Origin of the sequence: Azospirillum brasilense (assembly GCF_008365405.1) — a bacterium.
GTDB lineage: Bacteria > Pseudomonadota > Alphaproteobacteria > Azospirillales > Azospirillaceae > Azospirillum > Azospirillum brasilense_D.
Genome location: NZ_QOKV01000023.1, coordinates 74,895 through 93,014, shown reverse-complemented (window position 1 = coordinate 93,014; position 18,120 = coordinate 74,895). Strand labels below are relative to the sequence as shown.

Annotated in this window: 14 protein-coding genes, 1 tRNA gene and 1 pseudogene; 6 read left to right on the top strand and 10 right to left on the bottom strand. The window is 69.0% G+C overall.

The window, feature by feature from the left end; genetic code table 11:
* The 5 genes from DS837_RS26405 to DS837_RS26385 form a co-directional block, all read right to left on the bottom strand.
* The coding region (locus DS837_RS26405; RefSeq protein WP_149167453.1) for a SwmB domain-containing protein at positions 1-4,726 on the bottom strand (4,726 nt) is incomplete at its 3' end.
* 508 nt (positions 4,727-5,234) lie between these two features.
* Positions 5,235-7,469 carry a xanthine dehydrogenase family protein molybdopterin-binding subunit gene (locus tag DS837_RS26400; protein WP_149167452.1) on the bottom strand — a complete coding sequence of 745 codons (2,235 nt, stop codon included), beginning with the start codon at positions 7,467-7,469 and terminating at the stop codon, positions 5,235-5,237.
* Positions 7,466-7,966, bottom strand: coding sequence for a (2Fe-2S)-binding protein (locus DS837_RS32435; RefSeq protein WP_149167451.1), 501 nt, complete (start codon positions 7,964-7,966; stop codon positions 7,466-7,468). The genes DS837_RS26400 and DS837_RS32435 overlap by 4 nt, the downstream gene beginning before the upstream one ends.
* Positions 7,967-7,982: 16 nt before the next feature.
* On the bottom strand, positions 7,983-9,413 hold the full coding sequence (locus tag DS837_RS26390) for a cytochrome c (RefSeq protein WP_211102416.1): 1,431 nt from the start codon (positions 9,411-9,413) through the stop codon (positions 7,983-7,985).
* A gap of 79 nt (positions 9,414-9,492) precedes the next feature.
* Positions 9,493-10,974 (bottom strand): ATP-binding response regulator, encoded by a 1,482-nt coding sequence (locus DS837_RS26385; RefSeq protein WP_149167449.1) that lies wholly within the window; start codon positions 10,972-10,974, stop codon positions 9,493-9,495.
* Positions 10,975-11,516: 542 nt separating this feature from the next.
* Between DS837_RS26385 and DS837_RS26380 the strand changes: the two genes are divergently transcribed.
* From DS837_RS26380 to DS837_RS26370, 3 genes are all read left to right on the top strand, one after another.
* Entirely contained in the window at positions 11,517-11,897 is a 381-nt protein-coding gene (locus DS837_RS26380; protein WP_149167448.1) for a hypothetical protein, read from the top strand.
* 224 nt (positions 11,898-12,121) lie between these two features.
* Positions 12,122-12,526 carry a response regulator gene (locus DS837_RS26375; protein WP_109068072.1) on the top strand — a complete coding sequence of 135 codons (405 nt, stop codon included), beginning with the start codon at positions 12,122-12,124 and terminating at the stop codon, positions 12,524-12,526.
* Between the two features lie 22 nt (positions 12,527-12,548).
* Entirely contained in the window at positions 12,549-12,911 is a 363-nt protein-coding gene (locus DS837_RS26370) for a hypothetical protein (protein WP_149167458.1), read from the top strand.
* Between the two features lie 87 nt (positions 12,912-12,998).
* Here DS837_RS26370 and DS837_RS26365 read toward each other — a convergent pair.
* The 3 genes from DS837_RS26365 to DS837_RS26355 form a co-directional block, all read right to left on the bottom strand.
* Positions 12,999-13,084 (bottom strand) — tRNA-Tyr (locus DS837_RS26365).
* 177 nt (positions 13,085-13,261) lie between these two features.
* On the bottom strand, positions 13,262-13,903 hold the full coding sequence (locus tag DS837_RS26360; protein WP_247890140.1) for a nitrogen fixation protein NifQ: 642 nt from the start codon (positions 13,901-13,903) through the stop codon (positions 13,262-13,264).
* Between the two features lie 119 nt (positions 13,904-14,022).
* The gene (locus DS837_RS26355) at positions 14,023-14,466 is read right to left on the bottom strand and encodes an SRPBCC family protein (protein ID WP_149167447.1); all 444 of its coding nucleotides are present in this window, start codon (positions 14,464-14,466) and stop codon (positions 14,023-14,025) included.
* Positions 14,467-14,558: 92 nt separating this feature from the next.
* Here DS837_RS26355 and DS837_RS26350 point away from each other — a divergent pair, with 92 nt between their 5' ends.
* Positions 14,559-14,978: a secondary thiamine-phosphate synthase enzyme YjbQ gene (locus DS837_RS26350; protein ID WP_149167446.1), complete on the top strand. Its 420-nt coding sequence runs from the start codon at positions 14,559-14,561 to the stop codon at positions 14,976-14,978.
* A gap of 19 nt (positions 14,979-14,997) precedes the next feature.
* Here DS837_RS26350 and DS837_RS26345 read toward each other — a convergent pair.
* Both DS837_RS26345 and DS837_RS26340 read right to left on the bottom strand, forming a co-directional pair.
* Positions 14,998-15,381, bottom strand: a pseudogene (locus DS837_RS26345) (YkvA family protein); the annotation flags it as partial.
* Between the two features lie 15 nt (positions 15,382-15,396).
* A complete protein-coding gene (locus DS837_RS26340; RefSeq protein ID WP_149167444.1) occupies positions 15,397-16,704 on the bottom strand; it encodes a lytic murein transglycosylase in 1,308 nt (435 codons plus the stop codon).
* A 229-nt stretch (positions 16,705-16,933) separates the two neighbouring features.
* Here DS837_RS26340 and DS837_RS26335 point away from each other — a divergent pair, with 229 nt between their 5' ends.
* Positions 16,934-17,284 carry a hypothetical protein gene (locus DS837_RS26335; RefSeq protein WP_149167443.1) on the top strand — a complete coding sequence of 117 codons (351 nt, stop codon included), beginning with the start codon at positions 16,934-16,936 and terminating at the stop codon, positions 17,282-17,284.
* Positions 17,285-17,318: 34 nt separating this feature from the next.
* Positions 17,319-18,089 carry a DUF72 domain-containing protein gene (locus DS837_RS26330; protein ID WP_149167442.1) on the top strand — a complete coding sequence of 257 codons (771 nt, stop codon included), beginning with the start codon at positions 17,319-17,321 and terminating at the stop codon, positions 18,087-18,089.
* The last annotated feature ends 31 nt before the right edge of the window (positions 18,090-18,120 follow it).

Below are 18,120 nucleotides of genomic sequence, written 5' to 3'. Positions count from 1 at the left end.
CCGAGGCCACGGTGATCGTCACCGTCACCGTGTCGCCGACCTTGGCCGCCTGGTCGGGGATCGTCACCGTGGTGATCGACGGCGGCGTCGTGTCGGCCGTGTTGTTCGTCACCGACTGGTTGGTGACCGTCGCGGCATCGCTGCCGCCGGTCGCGTTCTGGATCGCCGCCACATCGTTGCCGCTGGTGGGATCGGTGTAGCTGACGGTGACCGTCTGCCCGTGCTGGACCGCCTGGGCCAAGGTCAGCGTGACCGTCTTGTTGACGCTGTTCACGGCGACGCTGGAGACGGTGACCGTGCTGCCGCCAGCCTTGACCTCGAAGGCGCCTGCCGCCGGACCGTTCACGGCGTCCAGCGCGACGTCGTAGGTCAGGACCAGCGTCGTGCCCTCGACCTCGGCGCTTTGCAGGACCGGAGCGGGCGGGGCGAGCGCCACCAGGACGGAGCCGGACGAAATCGACACCTGAGGATACAGGCCGCTGGTGGAGGTGAAGATGCTGATGGGGAAGTGGCCGGCCGTGTCCGTGCCGGACGCTGTCACGTCGAAGGTCAGCGTTTGGACCCCGATCGGAATGACGCCGGTCAGGATGTTGTTCGCGGACCCGTTGAGCTGGAGATTCGCGATCGTCCAACCGCTCGGGGCGGCAACGTCGAAGTGGACATTGCTTCCCACCAGCGTCAGCGCCGTGCTGATGTTCACCGAGAAGGAAAGCTGGGTCGAGGTGCCGCTGGCGAAGGTGGCGGTCGGGTTGTCTGGCGTGATGGTGATGGGGGAGAGGCTGTCCGGCTGCGTCCCGAACGACGCGGTGACGAGCTTGTTGACCTCGGTCGTGTTGTTCGCGGCGCCGCTGTCGGAGATCGAGCGCAGGACGATGGGGCGCGTTTCGCTGAATCCGGAATTGGTCTGGCTGAGGCTGGAAACCAAGAATGCCGTGGTCTTGTAGGCGATGCCGTCGATCAGCGTGCTCATCGCGCTGTTGCTCAGCGCCATGCCGCTGATCGCCACCGTCGCGACGCCGTTCACCAGGGTGACCGCGTAGTTGCCGCCGGTGAAGCTGCCCGAGGTTCCGTCGCTCAGCGTGATGTCGGTTCCGGCGATGGTCAGGAACTCGTCGGTGCCGGTGCCCGCGACGTGGTGGACGGTCAGCACCATGCCGGTGAAGGTCTGCCCGCTGTCCACCGTGGAGGCGGTGACGGCATCGAACAGGTCGAAGGTCGGGTTGCCCATCACGAGCTGGCCGTAGCCGTTGACCGGCGTGAGCGTCAGTGTCGGCGGGGTGCCGTTCGGGTCGAGCGTGGTGTTGGTGACCGACTGGGCGGCGAAGGACGCGGCATCGGTGCCCGTGGTGCTCTGGACGGCGTTGGTGTCGTCGCCGGCGGTCGGGTCGGAGTAGGCGACCGTCACGGTGTCGGTGTGGGCGACCGCCTGACCGAGTGTCAGCGTGACCGTCTTGTTGACCCCATCCACCGCGACGTTGGTGACGGAGACCGTCGAACCGCCGATCTTGACCGTGAAGCCATTCGCCGCCGGGATGTTCGTGCCGTCCAGCGCCATGTCGTAGGTCAGCACCAGCGCCGTGCCGTCCACCGCCGCGCTTTGCAGGATGGGGGCGGGCTCGGCGATGGTCACCATCGTGGATCCGGACTTGACCGCGATCGTCGGGATGGGGGAGATGGTGTCGCTGTACCCCGCGGTGATGCTGATAGGGAACGCGCCGCTGGTGGTCGTGCCCGTGTTCGTCACGTTGAAGGTCAGGGTGTAGGTCCCGGGCGAGGCTCCGAAGGCGAAGACAGGCAGGCCGCCGTTCATCTTGACGTTCGAGATCGTCAAGCCGTCCGGTGCCTTGACGTTGAAGAAGAGGGCTCCGTCCCCGATTGTCGCCGGGTTGGCAACGGTTACGGTGAACGAAACCGCGGTTGTCGTGCCTGGTGCGAAGGTGACCGTCGGAACGGTCGGCGTCACCGTGATCATCGGGGACTGCGAGTCCTTCTGACCCAGCGACACCGTGGCGACCTTGTTCAACACGGTGGTGTTGTTGGAGGCGCCACTGTCCGTGATGGAGCGCAGGACGATGGAGCGCGTGTCGGTGAGGGGGAGCTGGTCGGAAGGGGCCAAGCTGATCCCCGCGTTGTCGCAGGCGTAGGCGAGGTCGTCGATCAGCGCGTTCATCTCGCTGTCGGTCAGGCTCATGCCGGACAGCGTCACCGTGGCGACGCCGTTCACCACCGTCACCACATAGTTGCCCTTGGAGAAGACGCCTGTCCCCGCCGTCAGCGTGATGGAGGTGCCGCCGATCGTGAGACGCTCGTTGGGGCCGGTGAGGACACCGTGGACCGTCAGCACCATGCCGGTGAAGGTCTGCCCGCCGTCGACGGTGGAGGCGGTCACCCCGTCGAACAGGTCGGCGGTGACGGTGCCGAGAGCCAACGACTGGCCGTAGGTGTCCTCCGCGGTGAGGGTCAGTGTCGGCGCGATGGACGTGGTGGAAGCACCCGCGACGCTGACGGTGGTGGAGACGCCAGTGAGGCTGGCGGTGTTGTTGCTGCCGCCGCCGTCGGTGACGCTGGTGACGGTGATGACGCGGTCACCGGGCGTGACGGTGCTGCTGCTGTTGGTGTAGGTCAGCCCGTCGATCAGCGCCGCCAGTTGGGAGTCGCTGTGGTCGAGCCCGGTCAGGGTGATGGTCGCCGTCGTGCCGGTCTTGGTGACGCTGGCGACGACCCCCATTCCACTGCCGATGATCCCCGGCACGACGACGGGGGCGCTGCTGGACAGGGCAAGGGGGTTGGTGCCGATGCCGAGCAGCGCCTCGTCGTCGGTGACGTTGGTGATCGTCAGGGTCAGGCCGGTGAAGACCTGCCCGCTGTCGTTGGTGCTGGCCGTCACTCCGGAGAACAGGTCTGCGCCCGACGCGTCGCCCTGGGTGTAGGTCGGCGCGTTGCCTGTCGCGGTCAGGGTCGGCAGGCTCGAAGCCGGCGTGCCGACGTTGATGGTTGCGGAAACCCCGGTGATGTCGCCTGTGTCGACGCTGCCGCCGTCGTCGGTGAGGCCGGTGACGGCAATGATGCGCTGGCCGTCGGATGGAGTGCCGGCCGCGTTGTAATAGGTGATGTCGTTGATGAGCGAGGCCATTTCGGCATCCGACAGGGCCATGCCGGAGATCCTGATGGTCGCTGTGCCGTTGCTGACGGACACCGTCCCGGTGACCCTTGTCGCGCTCATCTGCACGGGGTCCGCAAAGTGGGACGCGCCATCGACCAGGTAAAGTTCAAGCGGACCCATCATACCGGGCACGGTGAAGTACAACGCTTCGTTGGCGCCATCCAGCATGCCGGTCACGGTAACCGTCATGGCGGTGAAGATCTGCCCGCTGTCATTGGTGCTGGCGGTGGCCGATGAGAACAGGGGCAGCGTCTGGGAACCGCTGTAGGTCGGCGTGCCGCCCGTAGCGGTCACCGTGGGGGCATGAAGTTGAACCGTGAAGCTGGTTCTGAAATCCGGAATATCGACGCCGCCCTGGTTCTGGATGGCGGTGGTGCTGTCCACGGTGTCCCCGTCGTAATAACGGAGGGAGACAGCATCCCCACTTTGGAAAATATAACCGTTGCCAACCTCAACGATGACGGTGCTGCCAATGACGTCGACGCCGGAAACATTATAATAGACGCCGTTGATGCGAATCTGTCCCGACGTCGACGAGGAGCCGAAGAACTGCTGGATGGACGGGGGATTGTTGTCATCCAGCGCCTGATCGAAGGACAGGACGACCTTGTTACCTCCGCTTTGCGCAGATGCGGAGACGAATGCCGGAGGGCGAGCGGTCAGAACCGTAACGGAGACGTCCACCGAAAAGGTGTCCAGGCCGTAGGGGGCCTGGATGACGCCGGTCGCGTCGTCACCCGCCGGGTCCTCGTAGCGGAAGGCGACGCTGTCGTTCAGCTGGAACTGGTGGCCGACGGTGAGGGTCACGAGGTTGTCGGAAACCACGGCGCTGATCAGGGCGACCGGCGTTCCATTGATCAGAATGGAACCGGTGCCCGCGTTCACGGTGCCGTTGGTTGCCACGAAATGGGTCAGCAGCGGGTTGCTCGTGCTGTCCAGGCTGTCGTCGTACTTGAGGGTGATGGTGTTTTCGCCGGTGTAGGCGAACGCTTCGTCGAAGAACGGTGCGGCCAGCACCCCGCGATACTGGTCGATCCGCAGGGCTTCGGTCCGCACCGTGCCACGCGTCCAGGAGAGATCCCAATCGCCACCCAACTCCGCGGCGCCCGTCAGGGTCCGGGACGCCGCCATGGCGGCGTCGGTGATGCCGGCCAGCGCGTCGAGGAACGACTCGCCATGGCCGCTCGCCACGTTGCAGCCGTAGAGCAGGATGTCGCCCTCCTGGGCGAGGCAGGCGCCGATGGCCGTCAACTCCGCCTCGCGCGCCGTCAGCGCCGCTTCGTCGAGCCGGGCCGCGCCGAGTTGCAACCCGCCCTCGAAGCCGTGGCACAGCACATGGAGCGCCCGGATGCCGTGGCGCCCAGCCAAAGCCTGCGCCATGACCGCCACGCCGTCGCGGCCTTCGCCGATCAAGACCGCCTCCACGCCGGGGGGAAGCCCCGCCCGAAGATCCCGCCAGCCGGCAAGGGCGGTGTCGATGACGGCAATCTCGGTTGCCGTGCGGAGGAAGCGACCAGAGGTGGTGACGCGCGTGGTGGGGGCGACGGTGGACGCTTCGGACATGGCGGGCGTGTTTCCTGAATGGGATGCAATTAGGGGTAGAGATTTCTCGAAAGAAACGATTACCCCTTTTGATTTCACATACCCACAACATGATGGCTCGGTCAATACGTCCAATGCATAGAAGTGGCATTTGACACAGCTGTTCTGCTGTCATTTGCAAGAATAAGCACTCATTGTAATGTTTCATATTGCAGCATATTACGTTATTTGGTGCATTAATGCATTGTTAATGTGCAGAGTCGTTCCGATAAATTCATGAGTTTACTTGGTTTTAACTTCACAGATCTGCGAAGGGTTGTGAGGAATACCAGTAAAAGTGGCGCAAGCGGAAATTGCGACAGCAAGCAATGCCCGCGGTTTGCTGCGCCTCGCGTCTTGGCATGACGCAGCGACGGCGGGCGGGAAGGCCGCTCATCCTCGGTCAGGCCCTCGTCCTTCTTCGTCCGAAGGTGGCAAGCCATTCGTTCTGTTCATCGGGACGATTGCGGAAAGCCCTCCAGGGCTGACCTCACCCGGCGGTGGTCGACTCCCGCACCCGGTCGGGGGTGAAGGGCAGGTCGCGCAGGCGCCGGCCGGTCGCCGAGCGGATGGCGTTGCCGATGGCCGCGGCGGTCGGACCCTGCGCCGCCTCGCCGGTGCCGAGGAAGGGATCGCCGGGCCGCTCGACGATGTGGACGTCGATGCGGTCGGGCACGCTGGCGAAGCGCAGGATGGGGTAGCTGGCCCAATCCACCGAGGTGACGCGGGTGTCGTCGTAGGCGACGCGCTCGAACAGGGTCCAGCTCATCGCCTGGATGATGCCGCCTTCCGTCTGGTTGCGGATGCCGTCGGGGTTGACGATCTCGCCGCTGTCGATGGCGGCGGTGGCGCGGGTCATCCGCACCCGCCCGCTGCCGCGGTCCACCGACAGTTCCACGGCCAGCGCCAGATAGGCGGCGTGGTTCTTGTAGCGGGCGAAGGCGAAGCCATGGCCGAAGCCCGGCGCCGGTGCGGCGCCCGTCCAGCCGAAGCGCTCCGCCGCCAGTTCCACCACCCGGCGGGCGCGCGGGTCCTCCAGGTGGCGCAGGCGGAACTCCACGGGATCGGCACCGGCCAGCCGCGCCAGATCGTCCATCATGCTTTCCAGCGCGAAGACGTTGGCGTAGGCGCCGAGCGACCGCAGCGCCGACACCCGCAGCGGCATGTCGGGCAGGAAGTGCCAGAGGACGCGGCTGTTCGGGATGGCGTAGAGCGGGATGGCGTTGCGGTCGCCGTTGCCGGCGGGGGTGATCTGCAGCGCCGCCGGTTCGGCCGGGAAGGGGTCGGCCCGATGGCGGGCGGCCAGCAGGGCGCCGGCCCCGCCGGGGCGGGTGGTGTGGGTGTTGGACCAGACGTCGAAGGTCCAGCGGTCGATGCGCCCGTTTCCGTCCAGGGAGGCCGCGGCCTCGATCATCATGGCCGGGCCATAGGGCTCCCCGGCATGCTCCTGCTCGCGCATCCATTGCACCCGCACCGGGCGGCCCGGCAGCTTGCTGGCGATCAGCGCCGCGTCCGCCGCCGCGTCGTCGGCGCCGTTGTGGCCGTAGCAGCCGGAACCCTCCGTGTGGATCACCCGCACCCGCTCCACAGGCAGGCGCAGCATCTCGGCGATGGCCTTGCGGTCGGGATAGACGCCCTGGGTGTGCGACCAGACGGTCAGCCCGTCCTCGCCCATCACCGCCACGCCGCAGGACGGCCCGATGGAGCCGTGAAGCTGGTAGGGGCGGGTGAAACGGGCGCGCAGGCTGCGCGGCCCGTCCGCAATGACGCCGGCCTCGCCCTTCGCGGCCACCGTGCCGACCTCGCGCTCCAGCCCGCGCAGCAGGTCGGGCAGGGGAGTGTCGCCGGGTAGGGTCGCCGGTTCCTCCCAGCGGGCGGCGGCGGCGAGGGCGCGCATCGCCTTGACCGCCCGGTACTCCTTGTCGGCCACCACGGCGAGGAAGGTCCCGTCGCGCAGCACGGCGACCACCCCCGGCATCGCCTCCACCCCGGCGGCGTCGAGCGCGGTCAGCCGGGCGGCGGGGCTGGGGGGGCGGACGACGCGGGCGTGCAGCATGCCCTCCAGCCGAAGGTCCTGCACATAGGCCGCGCCGCCGGTCACCTTGGCCGGAATGTCGACGCGGGGCAGTGGCTTGCCCATCACCGACAGGCGGTCCGGCGCGGTCAGCGGGGCGTCCGCCGGCACATCCACGGTCAGGTCGAGCGACGTGGCCAAGTCCCCATAGCCGAGCACCCGCCCGTCCGGCGCCGTCACCCGCTTGTCGGCAAAGCCCAGCGCGTCGGCCGGCGCGCCGAGGCGCCGCGCCGCTTCCTCCGCCAGCAGGGCACGGGCCTGGGCGGCGGCGGCGCGGATGGCGGTGCCGCTGTTCTGCATGGACTGGCTGCCGGCGGTGTAGCCCTCGTTCGGGGTGCGGGCGGTGTCGGCGGTGACCAGGGTTATGGCGGCGGGCGGGACGCGCAACTCCTCCGCCGCGACCTGGAGTAGGGCGGTGCGGATGCCCTGACCCAGTTCGGCCTTGCCGGTGAAGACGGTGATGGCGCCGTCCGCGCCGATGCGCACCCAGGCGTCGAGCCGGGGCGTCTGGGAGAGGCTTCCGGGCCTTGCGTTACCGCTTGCTCCGGTCTGGGCGACCAGTGGGCGGGCCAGCGACACGGTGACGACCAGGGCGCCACCGCCGGCCAGCAGGCCGCGGCGGGTCAGCGGGAACGGGGTGTGGTCGCTCATCCGCCGGCCCTCCCGTTCGGAGCGCCGGTCTCGGCGTGGCGCATGGTGTCGGCGGCGCGGCGGATGGCCCGCAGAATGCGCATGTGGGTGCCGCAGCGGCACAGGTTGAATTCCAGCGCGCGGCGGATCGCGGCGTCGTCGGCGTCCGGCCGCTCCTGGAGCAGGGCCTGCGCCCGCATCATCATGCCGGGGATGCAGTAGCCGCACTGGGCCGCCTGCTCCTCGATGAAGGCGCGCTGCATGGGGCCTGGGGCCTCGGCGGTGCCCAGCCCCTCCACGGTGGTGACGGCGCGCCCCTGCATCAGCAGGACCGGCGTGACGCAGGACAGCACGGCGCGTCCGTCCACCATCACCGTGCAGGCGCCGCATTGGCCCAACCCGCAGCCGAACTTCGCCCCGTTCAGCCCCAGATCGTCGCGCAGCACGTAGAGCAGCGGCGTGTCCGGGTCCGCCTCAACCCGCTGGAGGGTGCCGTTCACCGTGAGGTCGATCGCCATGATGGGCTCCCTTCATTCAATCCGTGGCGCCGACGTTGCGGGGCGCCCGTTCGATGCCGTCGGCAGGGCGGACGGCGACATGGTGCGCGCCGCTCCGCGTGTCGGCCACCAGCCGCTCCAGCCCGTCCCACGGCGGCTGCTCGCTGAAGCGCCCGCGCAGGAAGCGCAGCAAGGCCACCATGTCGGCGTCGGACAGCGCGCCGCCGAAGGCGGGCATCACCGCGCTGACGGTGCCGTCGCCGGGCGGCAGGCCGAACAGCGTGACGTTGACGATGTTCTGGGGGGTGGACGCGTTCACCGCCGTGCTGAGCGCGAAGGGCAGCCCGCCGAAGGGCAGCGGCCGCCCGGACTCATGGCAGGTAGCGCAGGTCGTGCGGTAGATCGCCTCGCCCCGCTCGTCAGCTCTGGACGGAGCCCCTTCAGAGCCCGCGGCAGGGGGCCGGTTCAGGCTGTCGGCGGCGGATAGGCTGGAGCCCGGCGGCGTCCCGGCTTCGGCGGTGAGGCGCGGAACCAGGGCTTGCAGGTCTTCGCCGCGGCGCTGGCGCTCGGCGCTGGGGGGACCCATGCGGTCAGCGACATAGGCGGCGATGGCGGCCACGTCGGCGTCGGGCAACCCGGCGAGGTTGCCGGTGACCTCCGCCATCGGCCCGCGCGACACGCCGTGGGCGGGGTGCCAGCCGTGCCGCAGGTAGAAGGTCAGGCTGTCCGCCGTCCAGGGGACGGGCGCCGGGGAGTGTTCGTTGATGGGGTAGGCGGTCCAGCCCTCGGCCTCGCCGCCGGCCCAGGCGCGGTCCTCGTCCACCGCGCCCAGCGCGTTGCGCGGGCTGTGGCAGGCGCCGCAATGGCCCAGCCCCTCCGCCAGATAGGCGCCGCGGTTCCAGACCTCCGGCTTGGCCGGGTCGGGGGTGAAGGCGCCCTCGCGGAAATAGAGCAGCTTCCACCCGGCCACCGCCATGCGGATGTTCAGCGGAAAGGGCAGGTCGTTGGCCGGCGCCTCCGCCCGCACCGGGGAGCGCGTCATCAGGTAGGCGTAGAGCGCCCGGTTGTCGGCGTCGCCGACCCGCGTGTAGTGGTCGTAGGGGAAGGCGGGGTAGAGATGACGCCCCTCGCGGTCCACCCCGCGCCGCATGGCGCGGGTGAAGGCCGCCTCGCTCCAGCGGCCGATGCCGGTTTCCTCGTCCGGCGTGATGTTGGTGGAGTGGATGGTGCCGAAGGGCGTCGGCAGGGCCAGCCCCCCGGCGAAGGACCGTCCGCCCGGCACGGTGTGGCAGGCGATGCAGTTCCCCACCGCCGCCAGCCGCGCCCCTTCCGCCACCAGTTCCGGCGCGAAGCCGTCCGCCGCCGGGCGCGGCTGCGGCGGGATCGCCGTCTCCCACGCCCAGGCGACGGCTCCGGCACTCACCGCCCCGGCGCCCAGCGCCAGCAGGATGGCGACCTTGCCGATCAAACCACGCCGTGTCCTCCTTCGCCCCATGCGCGCCCCTCCCACGATGCGAACAGGCGGAGCGGGGGATTGTTCTGGAGACTCACCGCTCCATGACGTCGTCCAGCGTGGCGGCGAGGTCGCCGGGCTCCACCGGCTTGTGCAGCAGGCGGCAGCCGATGTTGCGGGCTTCGCGCAGCCGTTCCGGCGCCGTGTCGCCGGTGATGATGACGACCGGCACGTCCCAGCGGCGGCGCACCAGTTCCGCCACCGTGCGCCCGGTCTGTCCGCGTGGGAGCCGGTGGTCGGCGAGAACGACGTGCGGACGGCTGCGCAGCCGGGGCAGGCGGTCGGCCAGTTCCTCCGCCGAGCCGACGGCGGTCACCTGGACGCCCCAGCGTTTGAGCAGCATGGTCATGGCGTGGCGCACCCGCTCGTCGTCCTCCACCAGCAGCACCCGCCGGCCCTTCATCCGGTCCGTCGGGGATGCCGTCGCCGCGGCGCTGGTGGCCGCCGCCGCCATGGCGCGGGCAGCGGCGGTCAGGCGGCGGTCGGGATCTGAGATGCCGGGATCGGAGGCGCCGGGTTCGGTAGCGTCGGGTTTGGTGAGGACGGCGCGGGGTACGGTCACCGTGAAGACCGTGCCCCGCCCGACTTCCGACCGCAAATCCAGCGTCAGGCCCAGCAGCCGCGCCGTGTGGGCGACCAGCGGCAGGCCGAGCCCGAAACCCTTGACCGCGCTGCGCTCCGGATTGTCGAGTTGGTGGAACTCCTCGAAAATGGCGGCGCGGGCGTCGGGGGGGATGCCCCGCCCGTCGTCCCACACCTGGAATTCCAGCGCTCCGGGCCGCCGCCGGCAGCCGAGCAGGACGCGCTTTCCGCTCCCTCCGCCGTGGCGGATGGCGTTGGACAGCAGATGGGTGAGTATCCGTTCCAGAAGCCGCGCGTCGGTCCGCACCGCCACACAGGAGGGATGGACATGCAGGCTCGTCCCCTCGGACGTCGCGCTCTCCCGGAACTCCTGGGCCAGACGGCGCATCAGCGCGTCGGGGCGGAAGTCCGAGACCGCGACGTCCACCGCGCCGGCCTCCAGCCGGGCGAGGTCGAGCAGGCCGCTCAGCATGCCGCTCAGGCTGTCGATGGAGGCCTGGAGCAGGTCCGCCGCCTCTCTGGCCGCGGGGTTCGCGCCGACCGCGCCGCTCAGGATGTGGGCGTAGAGCGCCGCTGCCTGGATGGGTTGGCGCAGATCATGGCTGGCGGCGGTCAGGAAGCGGGCCTTGGCCCGGTCGGCACGCTCCGCCGTCTCATGGGCGTGGCGCAGCTCCTCCGCCCGAGCGGCGCGGCTGTTCTCGGCGCGATGCAGACGGTCGCGGAGCCGGCCCATCTCGCGCCGTTGCTCGACCAGTTCGGCGGCAAGCCGCGCGCTTTCTTCGACCAGACGACTGGCGTCGCGTTGCAGGCGGTCCGCGGTCCGCAGCCCCTCGGCGAGGTTGCGGTTCAGCGCCCCCAGGCTTTCCCGCAACGCTTCCCCGGTGGTTGACCCACCTTTGTCCGGTTTGTCCGAATCCGCTTTCTTGTTCGGCATTGACGTCTCCACGATGGCCCCCGCTCACCGCCGCAAAACAACTTTCGGCTCATAGATCCACGCATGTCGGGTCATAACAGCGCAGAACAGGAATTGTTTTCGAACCAGCAACGATTCACGCGCGTGCAAAGTTCCTGATCATCACCCCAAGGCTGTCGATTGCGGGGCGGCGACACGCGGTGCCCAAAAGGGCGGCAGATTGTCGCGCATATGACATGTCCTGTCGGCGACAGGATGGAAGGTGGAGGGCACCGGGACGGTCGTTGCACTGTTGAGTCCCGAGACGCCGTTCCGGCGTCGATACGGACGCCATGGGCCAATCAGGTGGAGTCTCAAGGCGATACGGGAACCCAGCGGCGTGGCGTGGCACCCCTGCGCCGTCGCCCCCGGCCGCTGGCACGACGGTTGCTTTGTGAACAAACGGACGCAGGTTTCCACCATGCGGGATGTTCTTGATCTTGTTCGTTTGACGAACAATCTAACGTTTCTGGCGCCTGCGCGGCCCGTGGCTGGTGCATTTGGAGGCAGGTTTGATCAACCCTATGATTACAGCCACCGCTGGTTGGTCCGAGGCGGTGGAAGAGCGGGCGCAACGCCTGCTTCGCTATCAGGTGGGGACCGAAGGGCCGGAGGGCGATCCGGTGACCGTACAGACCATGTTCGAGCGCTGCGGCTTCACGCCGGTTGCCAGCGCCCGCTTCCTGATGTGCATCCCGCCGATGACGGCGATGCACGAACTGACCAAGACCGTCACGCGCTTCCGCATCGACGGCGAGGTCTGCCCGGACCCGGCGGGCATGGCGAGGGCGGCGCTGTCCTTTGCCGGGCGCGCTGTGGCGGTGCATGAATTGCACCCGGAGCGCCGGTTCGTCGCCGGACTCATCTCCTCTCTCCTGGGGTTGCAAGGTCCCAGTCGGCGGTAGGGCGGGGCGATCGTCGGACGTGCCTTCGGCCCATGCGGAAAACCAAGGGCCGTGCGGTTTCGCGCGGCCCTTCACCCTGTCCGGCTGGGGGAATTCCCTATTCTTTAAAAGTTGTAACCGTCCTTTGGTTGCTCGTTCGGCGGACTCGCTTTATCAGTGTTCGACTGTATGACCATGGGCTGGTCCCACCAGTACCCTGGGCTCGGGCGAAGGAGGGTGCGGCGATGGACAGGAAGCCGGTCGACTACGGGCAGTACAGCATCCTGGTCATCGAAGATCAGCCCTTCGTGCGCCGGACCATCATGCAGATCCTTTCGCAGATCGGCTTCCGCTCGATCGCCGAGGCCGACAACGGGGAGACCGGCATGCGGGAATGCATCCGCGCCACCCCCGACGTGATCGTCTGCGACATCGACATGAAGCCGGTGTCCGGCCTGCAGTTCCTGGCCGAGCTGCGGGCCAGTGCCGAAGTGCGGAACCGCCGCACGCCGGTGGTCTTCCTGACCAACCACACGGAATCCGAAATCGTGAAGAAGGCCATGGCCCTGGGCGTCAACGGCTTCGTCGTGAAGCCGCCGTCCTTCGGCGCCCTGAAGGAGCGGGTTGACCGCCTGCTGGCCGGCAAGTGAGGACCGGCAAGTGAGAGAGAGGATGGGGGGCGTGGTGCGGCGTGCGGTGCTGTGCGGTCTGGCGGTGCTGCCGCTGGCCGCCTGTTCGGGGGAGCCGGGCGAGTCCGACATGCGCAAGCTGGTGGAATCGCACACCAAGCGAGCGCTGGATGGCCAGGGGCAGGGCGGCTTCCGCGGCTTCGAGGGCTTTCGCAAGCAAGGCTGCGTGGACACCAAATACCGGAACGGCGCCCCGAAGCCGGACGACAAGCAGTATGACTGCTATTACGCGGCGACCTTCGCGCCGCAGCCGGGCGTGCCGGCGATGACCGTGAACGGCAAAGGCCGCTTCACCCGCACCGACAAAGGCCTGACCTTCGAGGATCTGGGAGCGCAGCCACGTTGATATGGCGCGCTGATGCGGCAACAGTTCAGCGTTGTCTGGAAAAGGAAACGGCCGGCCATGACCCTGTCATGAACCGGCCGCGTCAGATGGTGGAAGGGGCTGGATTTGAACCAGCGTACGCTTACGCGGGCAGATTTACAGTCTGCTGCCTTTAACCACTCGGCCACCCTTCCGCTGATGCTTGACGCGACCATCGGAGACCTGCCGTTCATCGGGCCTTGCTTGGCCTTCCGTCCGGCGGGTGGCGTTATCTAACGGGTGGCGGCGCTCCGGTCAAGCGGCTTTCTTCACCCGCAACGCATCTTTGTTCACGCCCCTTCGTTCACGCCCCTTCGTTCACGCCCCTTCGTTCAGGACCCCTCGCCACGGGCCACGCGGGCCAGGGCGCTCAGCGGGTCGCCGTCCTCCGCGCTGAAGCAGGCGCTGAAATCGTCGCACACCTCGCAGTTCGGGGATTTGCAGAGCATCAGCCCCTCGCGCTCGCACAGTTGGCGGTAGAAGAACTTCTTCCACTTCATGTCGCCACTGTTCAGCGCGACCAGCGACGGGAAATGGCGGCGGAACATGGCGTTCAACTCCCGCCGGTTGGCGAAGCCCATGTCCTGCCAGAGATGGTTCGGCCCCAGCGTGCGGCGGGCGACGATGGCGGCCAGCCACTCCTCCTCGACCGTCCCGGCGGCACGGTGGTCGAGCAGGAAGGCCCGCAAGTCCTCCTCCTCGATGGCGTCCTCGCCGCTGCCGTCCGGCAGGGTGGCGAGAAGATGGGCGAAGCCCGCCGCGTGCCGCCGGATCAGTTCGACCAGCGCGTCGCACCCCAGCCCCAGCGAGGCGGTGACGCCGCCGGGATGCTGCGCGGCCAACCCCACGATGCGGGTGAACAGCAGCCGGTCGAGCGCCGGACCATCCGGAACGCGATCCAAGGCGTCGGCGGGCGGATGGATGGGGAAGGCCGCGGAATCGGCAACCTCCGCGGTCATGGGGTCGGCAATCATGGTCGGCGAACTCCCGCATCGGGGGGTTGTTCGGTCATGACCATGATGGTGGATCAAATTCCCGCAACTGCGAAGTGGTTTTTTGCGGGTGCGTTACTGGAGCCTGCCCGGCATCCGCTTCAGCCGTTCAGGACCTCCACCGTGAAGCGCTCGAAGAAGCCGTCGATGACGCGGTCGGCCTTGGCCTTGACCAGCTTGACCGCCAGCCGCCCGACGGCCCCGCCCAGCGCCGCCGCGAGGGTGAAGGACAGGTGGGTGTGGCCGTCCACCTCCTCCAGCGTGATGCGGGCCTCGCCCTTGACCGCTCCGGCAAGGCCGCCCTTGCCCTCGGCGTAGAGGATGTAGAAGCGCGGCGCGTCCTCCGGCGCCACCCGGACGTTGCCGGCGAAGCGCGCGTTCAGCGGCCCGACCGTGGCGCGCACGCGCGCGGTGTATTCGGTGGGCGACAGCCGGTCCATCTCCTCCAGCACCGGGATGCAGCGTTGCAGCACGGCGGGATCGCAGAGCGCGGTGAAGACCCGCTCGCGCGCCGCCGGAATCCGGCACTGGCCGTTCAGTTCCATGGATCACCTGTTGTTGGTCGGGAACGCCAAGCGATTTGGTGTATGGATGACCCGCTTCCAAGACGAGCAATCGAGCACGGAGGGCGACAAACATGCGGCAGGCCGTCACGACGCTGACCACCCGGACCCGCGGCCAAGGGCTGTTCGAGGTGACGGAGCCGGTGGCCCGCTGGGTCGCCGCCCAGGGCGTGGAGACCGGTCTGCTGACCGTCTTCTGCCGGCACACCTCGGCCTCTCTGGTCATCCAGGAGAACGCCGACCCGGATGTGCGCGGCGACCTGGAGCGATTCTTCAAGCGGCTGGTGCGGGAAGACCCCGCGCTCTACGACCACACGCTGGAGGGGCCGGACGACATGCCCGCCCACATCCGCAGCGCGCTGACCACGGTGCAGTTGTCCATCCCCGTGCTGGAGGGGCGGATGGCGCTGGGCACCTGGCAGGGGATCTACCTGTTCGAGCACCGCACCCGGCCCCACGACCGGTCCCTGGCGCTGCATCTGCTGGGCGAATGAGGGGAAGGCGTCCGCGCGTCTACCCCAGCCAACCCGCGACATGGGGTTCGAGCCACCAGAACAGGGCAGCGGCGGCGACCAGCCAGAGCCCGACCATCAGCGCGGCGGCGGCGTAGCTGACCGGTCGGGCGGCCAGCCGGGCGGCGGTGGCGCGGTGTTCCTCCAGAACCGCCGGCGGGATCAGGCGGATGACCAGCAGGATGCCGAGCGGCACGATCAGCAGGTCGTCCAGATAGCCCAGGACCGGCACGACGTCGGGGATCAGGTCGATGGGGCTGAGCGCGTAGGCCGCCACCGCGGCGGCGGCCACACGGGCGTACCACGGCGTCCGCGGGTCGCGCGCCGCCAGATAGAGCGCGATCACGTCGCGCTTGATCCGCCGCGCCCAGCCCTTCGCCGCGGCCAGCATCGCGGCCTGTCAGCCCGCCGCCGGGACGGGGGCCGCACTCTGACGCAGCCGCTCCAGCAGGGACTTGGTGGCGAAGCCGTCCGGCACGGCGCCGATCGACTGCTGGAAGCGGCGCACGGCGTTGCGGGTGTTGGCGCCGACGATGCCGTCCGCCGTCCCCGGCTCCATGCCCAGCGAGGCCAGCCGCTCCTGAAGCTCGATCCGCTCGTCGCGGCTCAGCGCCGGTTCGTGGCGCGGCCAGCTTCCCTGCACGCCGGAGCGGCCGGCGAGACGGTCGGACAGCAGCGCCACCGCCAGCGCATAGCTGGTGGAGGGGTTGTACTTCATGATCGCCCGGAAATTCTCCCGGACCAGGAAGGCCGGTCCCTGCGCCCCGGCGAGCATCAGGACGGCGGCCCGCTCCTCCTCGCCTCCCAGGTCGTCGCCGTTCAGCGGGCGCACGCCCAGACGGCGCCATTCGGAGACCGGCTTGCTGATGTTGTATTCGGCCTGCTCGTAGGGGAACCCGGCGGGCAGGGTGACCTCCTCGCCCCAGCGTTCGCCCGCGCGCCAGCCGTTGGCCTGTACGAATTTGGCGGTGGAGGCGAAGACGTCGGGCAGGCTGCCCCAGATGTCGCGCCGGCCGTCGCCGTCCTCGTCGGTGGCGTGCTTCAGGAAGATGGTCGGCATGAACTGGGTCTGGCCCATGGCGCCGGCCCAGGAGCCGCTCATCCGCTCCGGCGGGATGTCGCCGCTGTCGAGGATGCGCAGGGCGGCCAGCAACTCCGTCCGGAAATAGCTGGCGCGGCGGCCCTCATAGGCCAGCGTGGTCAGCGCGTCGACGACGGAGAAGCCGCCGGTGAAATTGCCGAAGTCGGTCTCCACGCCCCAGAAGGCCACCAGGATCTCCGCCGGCACGCCGGAGCGCTGGCTGATGCGGCGCAGCAGCGCGCCGTTGTCCTGGATGCGCTGGCGCCCGGCCTGGACGCGGCGGTCGTTGACCGCGCTGTCCAGATATTGCCAGGGCTGGCGGTTGAACTCCGGCTGGGAGGAATCCAGCTCGACCACCCGGTCCGACAGCTTCACGTTGGCGAAGGCGCGGTCGAAGGTCTGGGCGCGGATGCCCTGGCCGAGCGCCTCGGCGCGCAGGGTCTTCAGCCAGTCGGCGAAGCTGACGGCGGGCTGGACCGGGGCCACGCTGGCCGGGGCGGCGGCCGTCGCCTTCGCGGTTCCGGACGTGGTGGTGGCCGACACGGGCGGGGCGCCCGTCGTCTGGCAACCGGCCAGGATCGTGGTGGCGAGCAGGAGGCGGACGGGAAGGGACAGCAGGGGGCGCATGCGCTCTCGTGACCTACAGGGAAAAGCTGTGCCGGAGCCTAGGACGGACGGCCCTTTCACTCAACGGACAAGTTCAGGAAAGGCGCCCGAACAACCGTCAAAGCAGCCAGGGCTTGACCATGAACAAAACTTGAACATACGGGCTGAAATCCCCATATCCAAGGCATTCCGGAACCAGAGAAGAGACGTTCGCGGCCCGCCCCCCGGCGCGCCGCCGAGAGGGTTCGCCATGCCGTATTTTCCGACCATCGAGCTCACCCCGCAGGTGTCCCTGCTGCTGGCGCGGGGGGCTCTGCGCCTCAATCCCGGCCAGTGGGTGCGGGGTCCGAAGGGGCATGGCCGCTACCTGCGCACCGACCCGCGCAGCGGCACCACCTATGTGAGCTGGCTGCGCCCCGGCGACGATTGGGAAACCGCGTCGCAGCGCTTCCGCCGGGCCTGCCGGAAGGGCTTCATCGGGCGCTACCGCGGCGGCTACGAGGCGGAGAAGGCACGCCGGGAGATGGCCCGCCTGATCGCCGACGCTGACCACGCCGGTGGCGTTCCAATGCGGGACGAGCGGCAGCCGACGCTGTTCTAAGGCGGGAACGCACGCGCCCAGGGAGAGCAGAGGCTTGGCCGAAGGGACCATCAACAGCATCCGCATCGGCTGCGCCGGCTGGAGCATCCCGAAACCCTCCGCCCCGGCCTTCCCGGCGGAGGGCACGCATCTGGAGCGCTACGCCCGCGTCTTCCCGATGGTGGAGGTCAACAGCCGCTTCTACCGCCCGCACAAGCCGGAGACCTGGGAGCGCTGGGCGGCCTCGGCGCCGCCGGATTTCCGCTTCGCGGTCAAGCTGCCGCGTGCCATCACGCACGAGCAGCGTCTGAAGGACTGCGCCGCCCCGCTGGAGCATTACCTGCACGAGGTCGGGCATCTCGGCGACCGGCTGGGGCCGCTGCTGGTGCAGTTGCCGCCGACGTTGCGGTACGAGCCGGCGGTGGCCGGCCCCTTCTTCGCGGCCCTGCGCGAGCGGTTCGCCGGTCTCGTCGTCTGCGAGCCGCGCCACCCGAGTTGGTTCGCGGCGGAGCCGGACCGTCTGCTGGTCGACCACGCCGTCGCCCGCGCCGCCGCCGATCCCGCTCCGGTGCCCGCGGCGGCGGAGCCGGCGGGCTGGGACGGCATCCGCTACTGGCGGCTGCACGGCTCGCCGGTGATGTACCGCAGCGCTTACCCGCTGGACGTGCTGGACCGGTTGGCCCGGCGCTTCCGGGACGAGGCGCGGGAGCGTCCGGTCTGGTGCGTCTTCGACAACACGGCGGACTTCCACGCGGTCGACGACGCGCTGACGCTGATGAGCCGTTTGGGTGCCTCCACAGGTCAGAGAGACAAGCCCGGCGCCTGACCGCTATCGTTGCGCGAACGCAAGCGCAGCC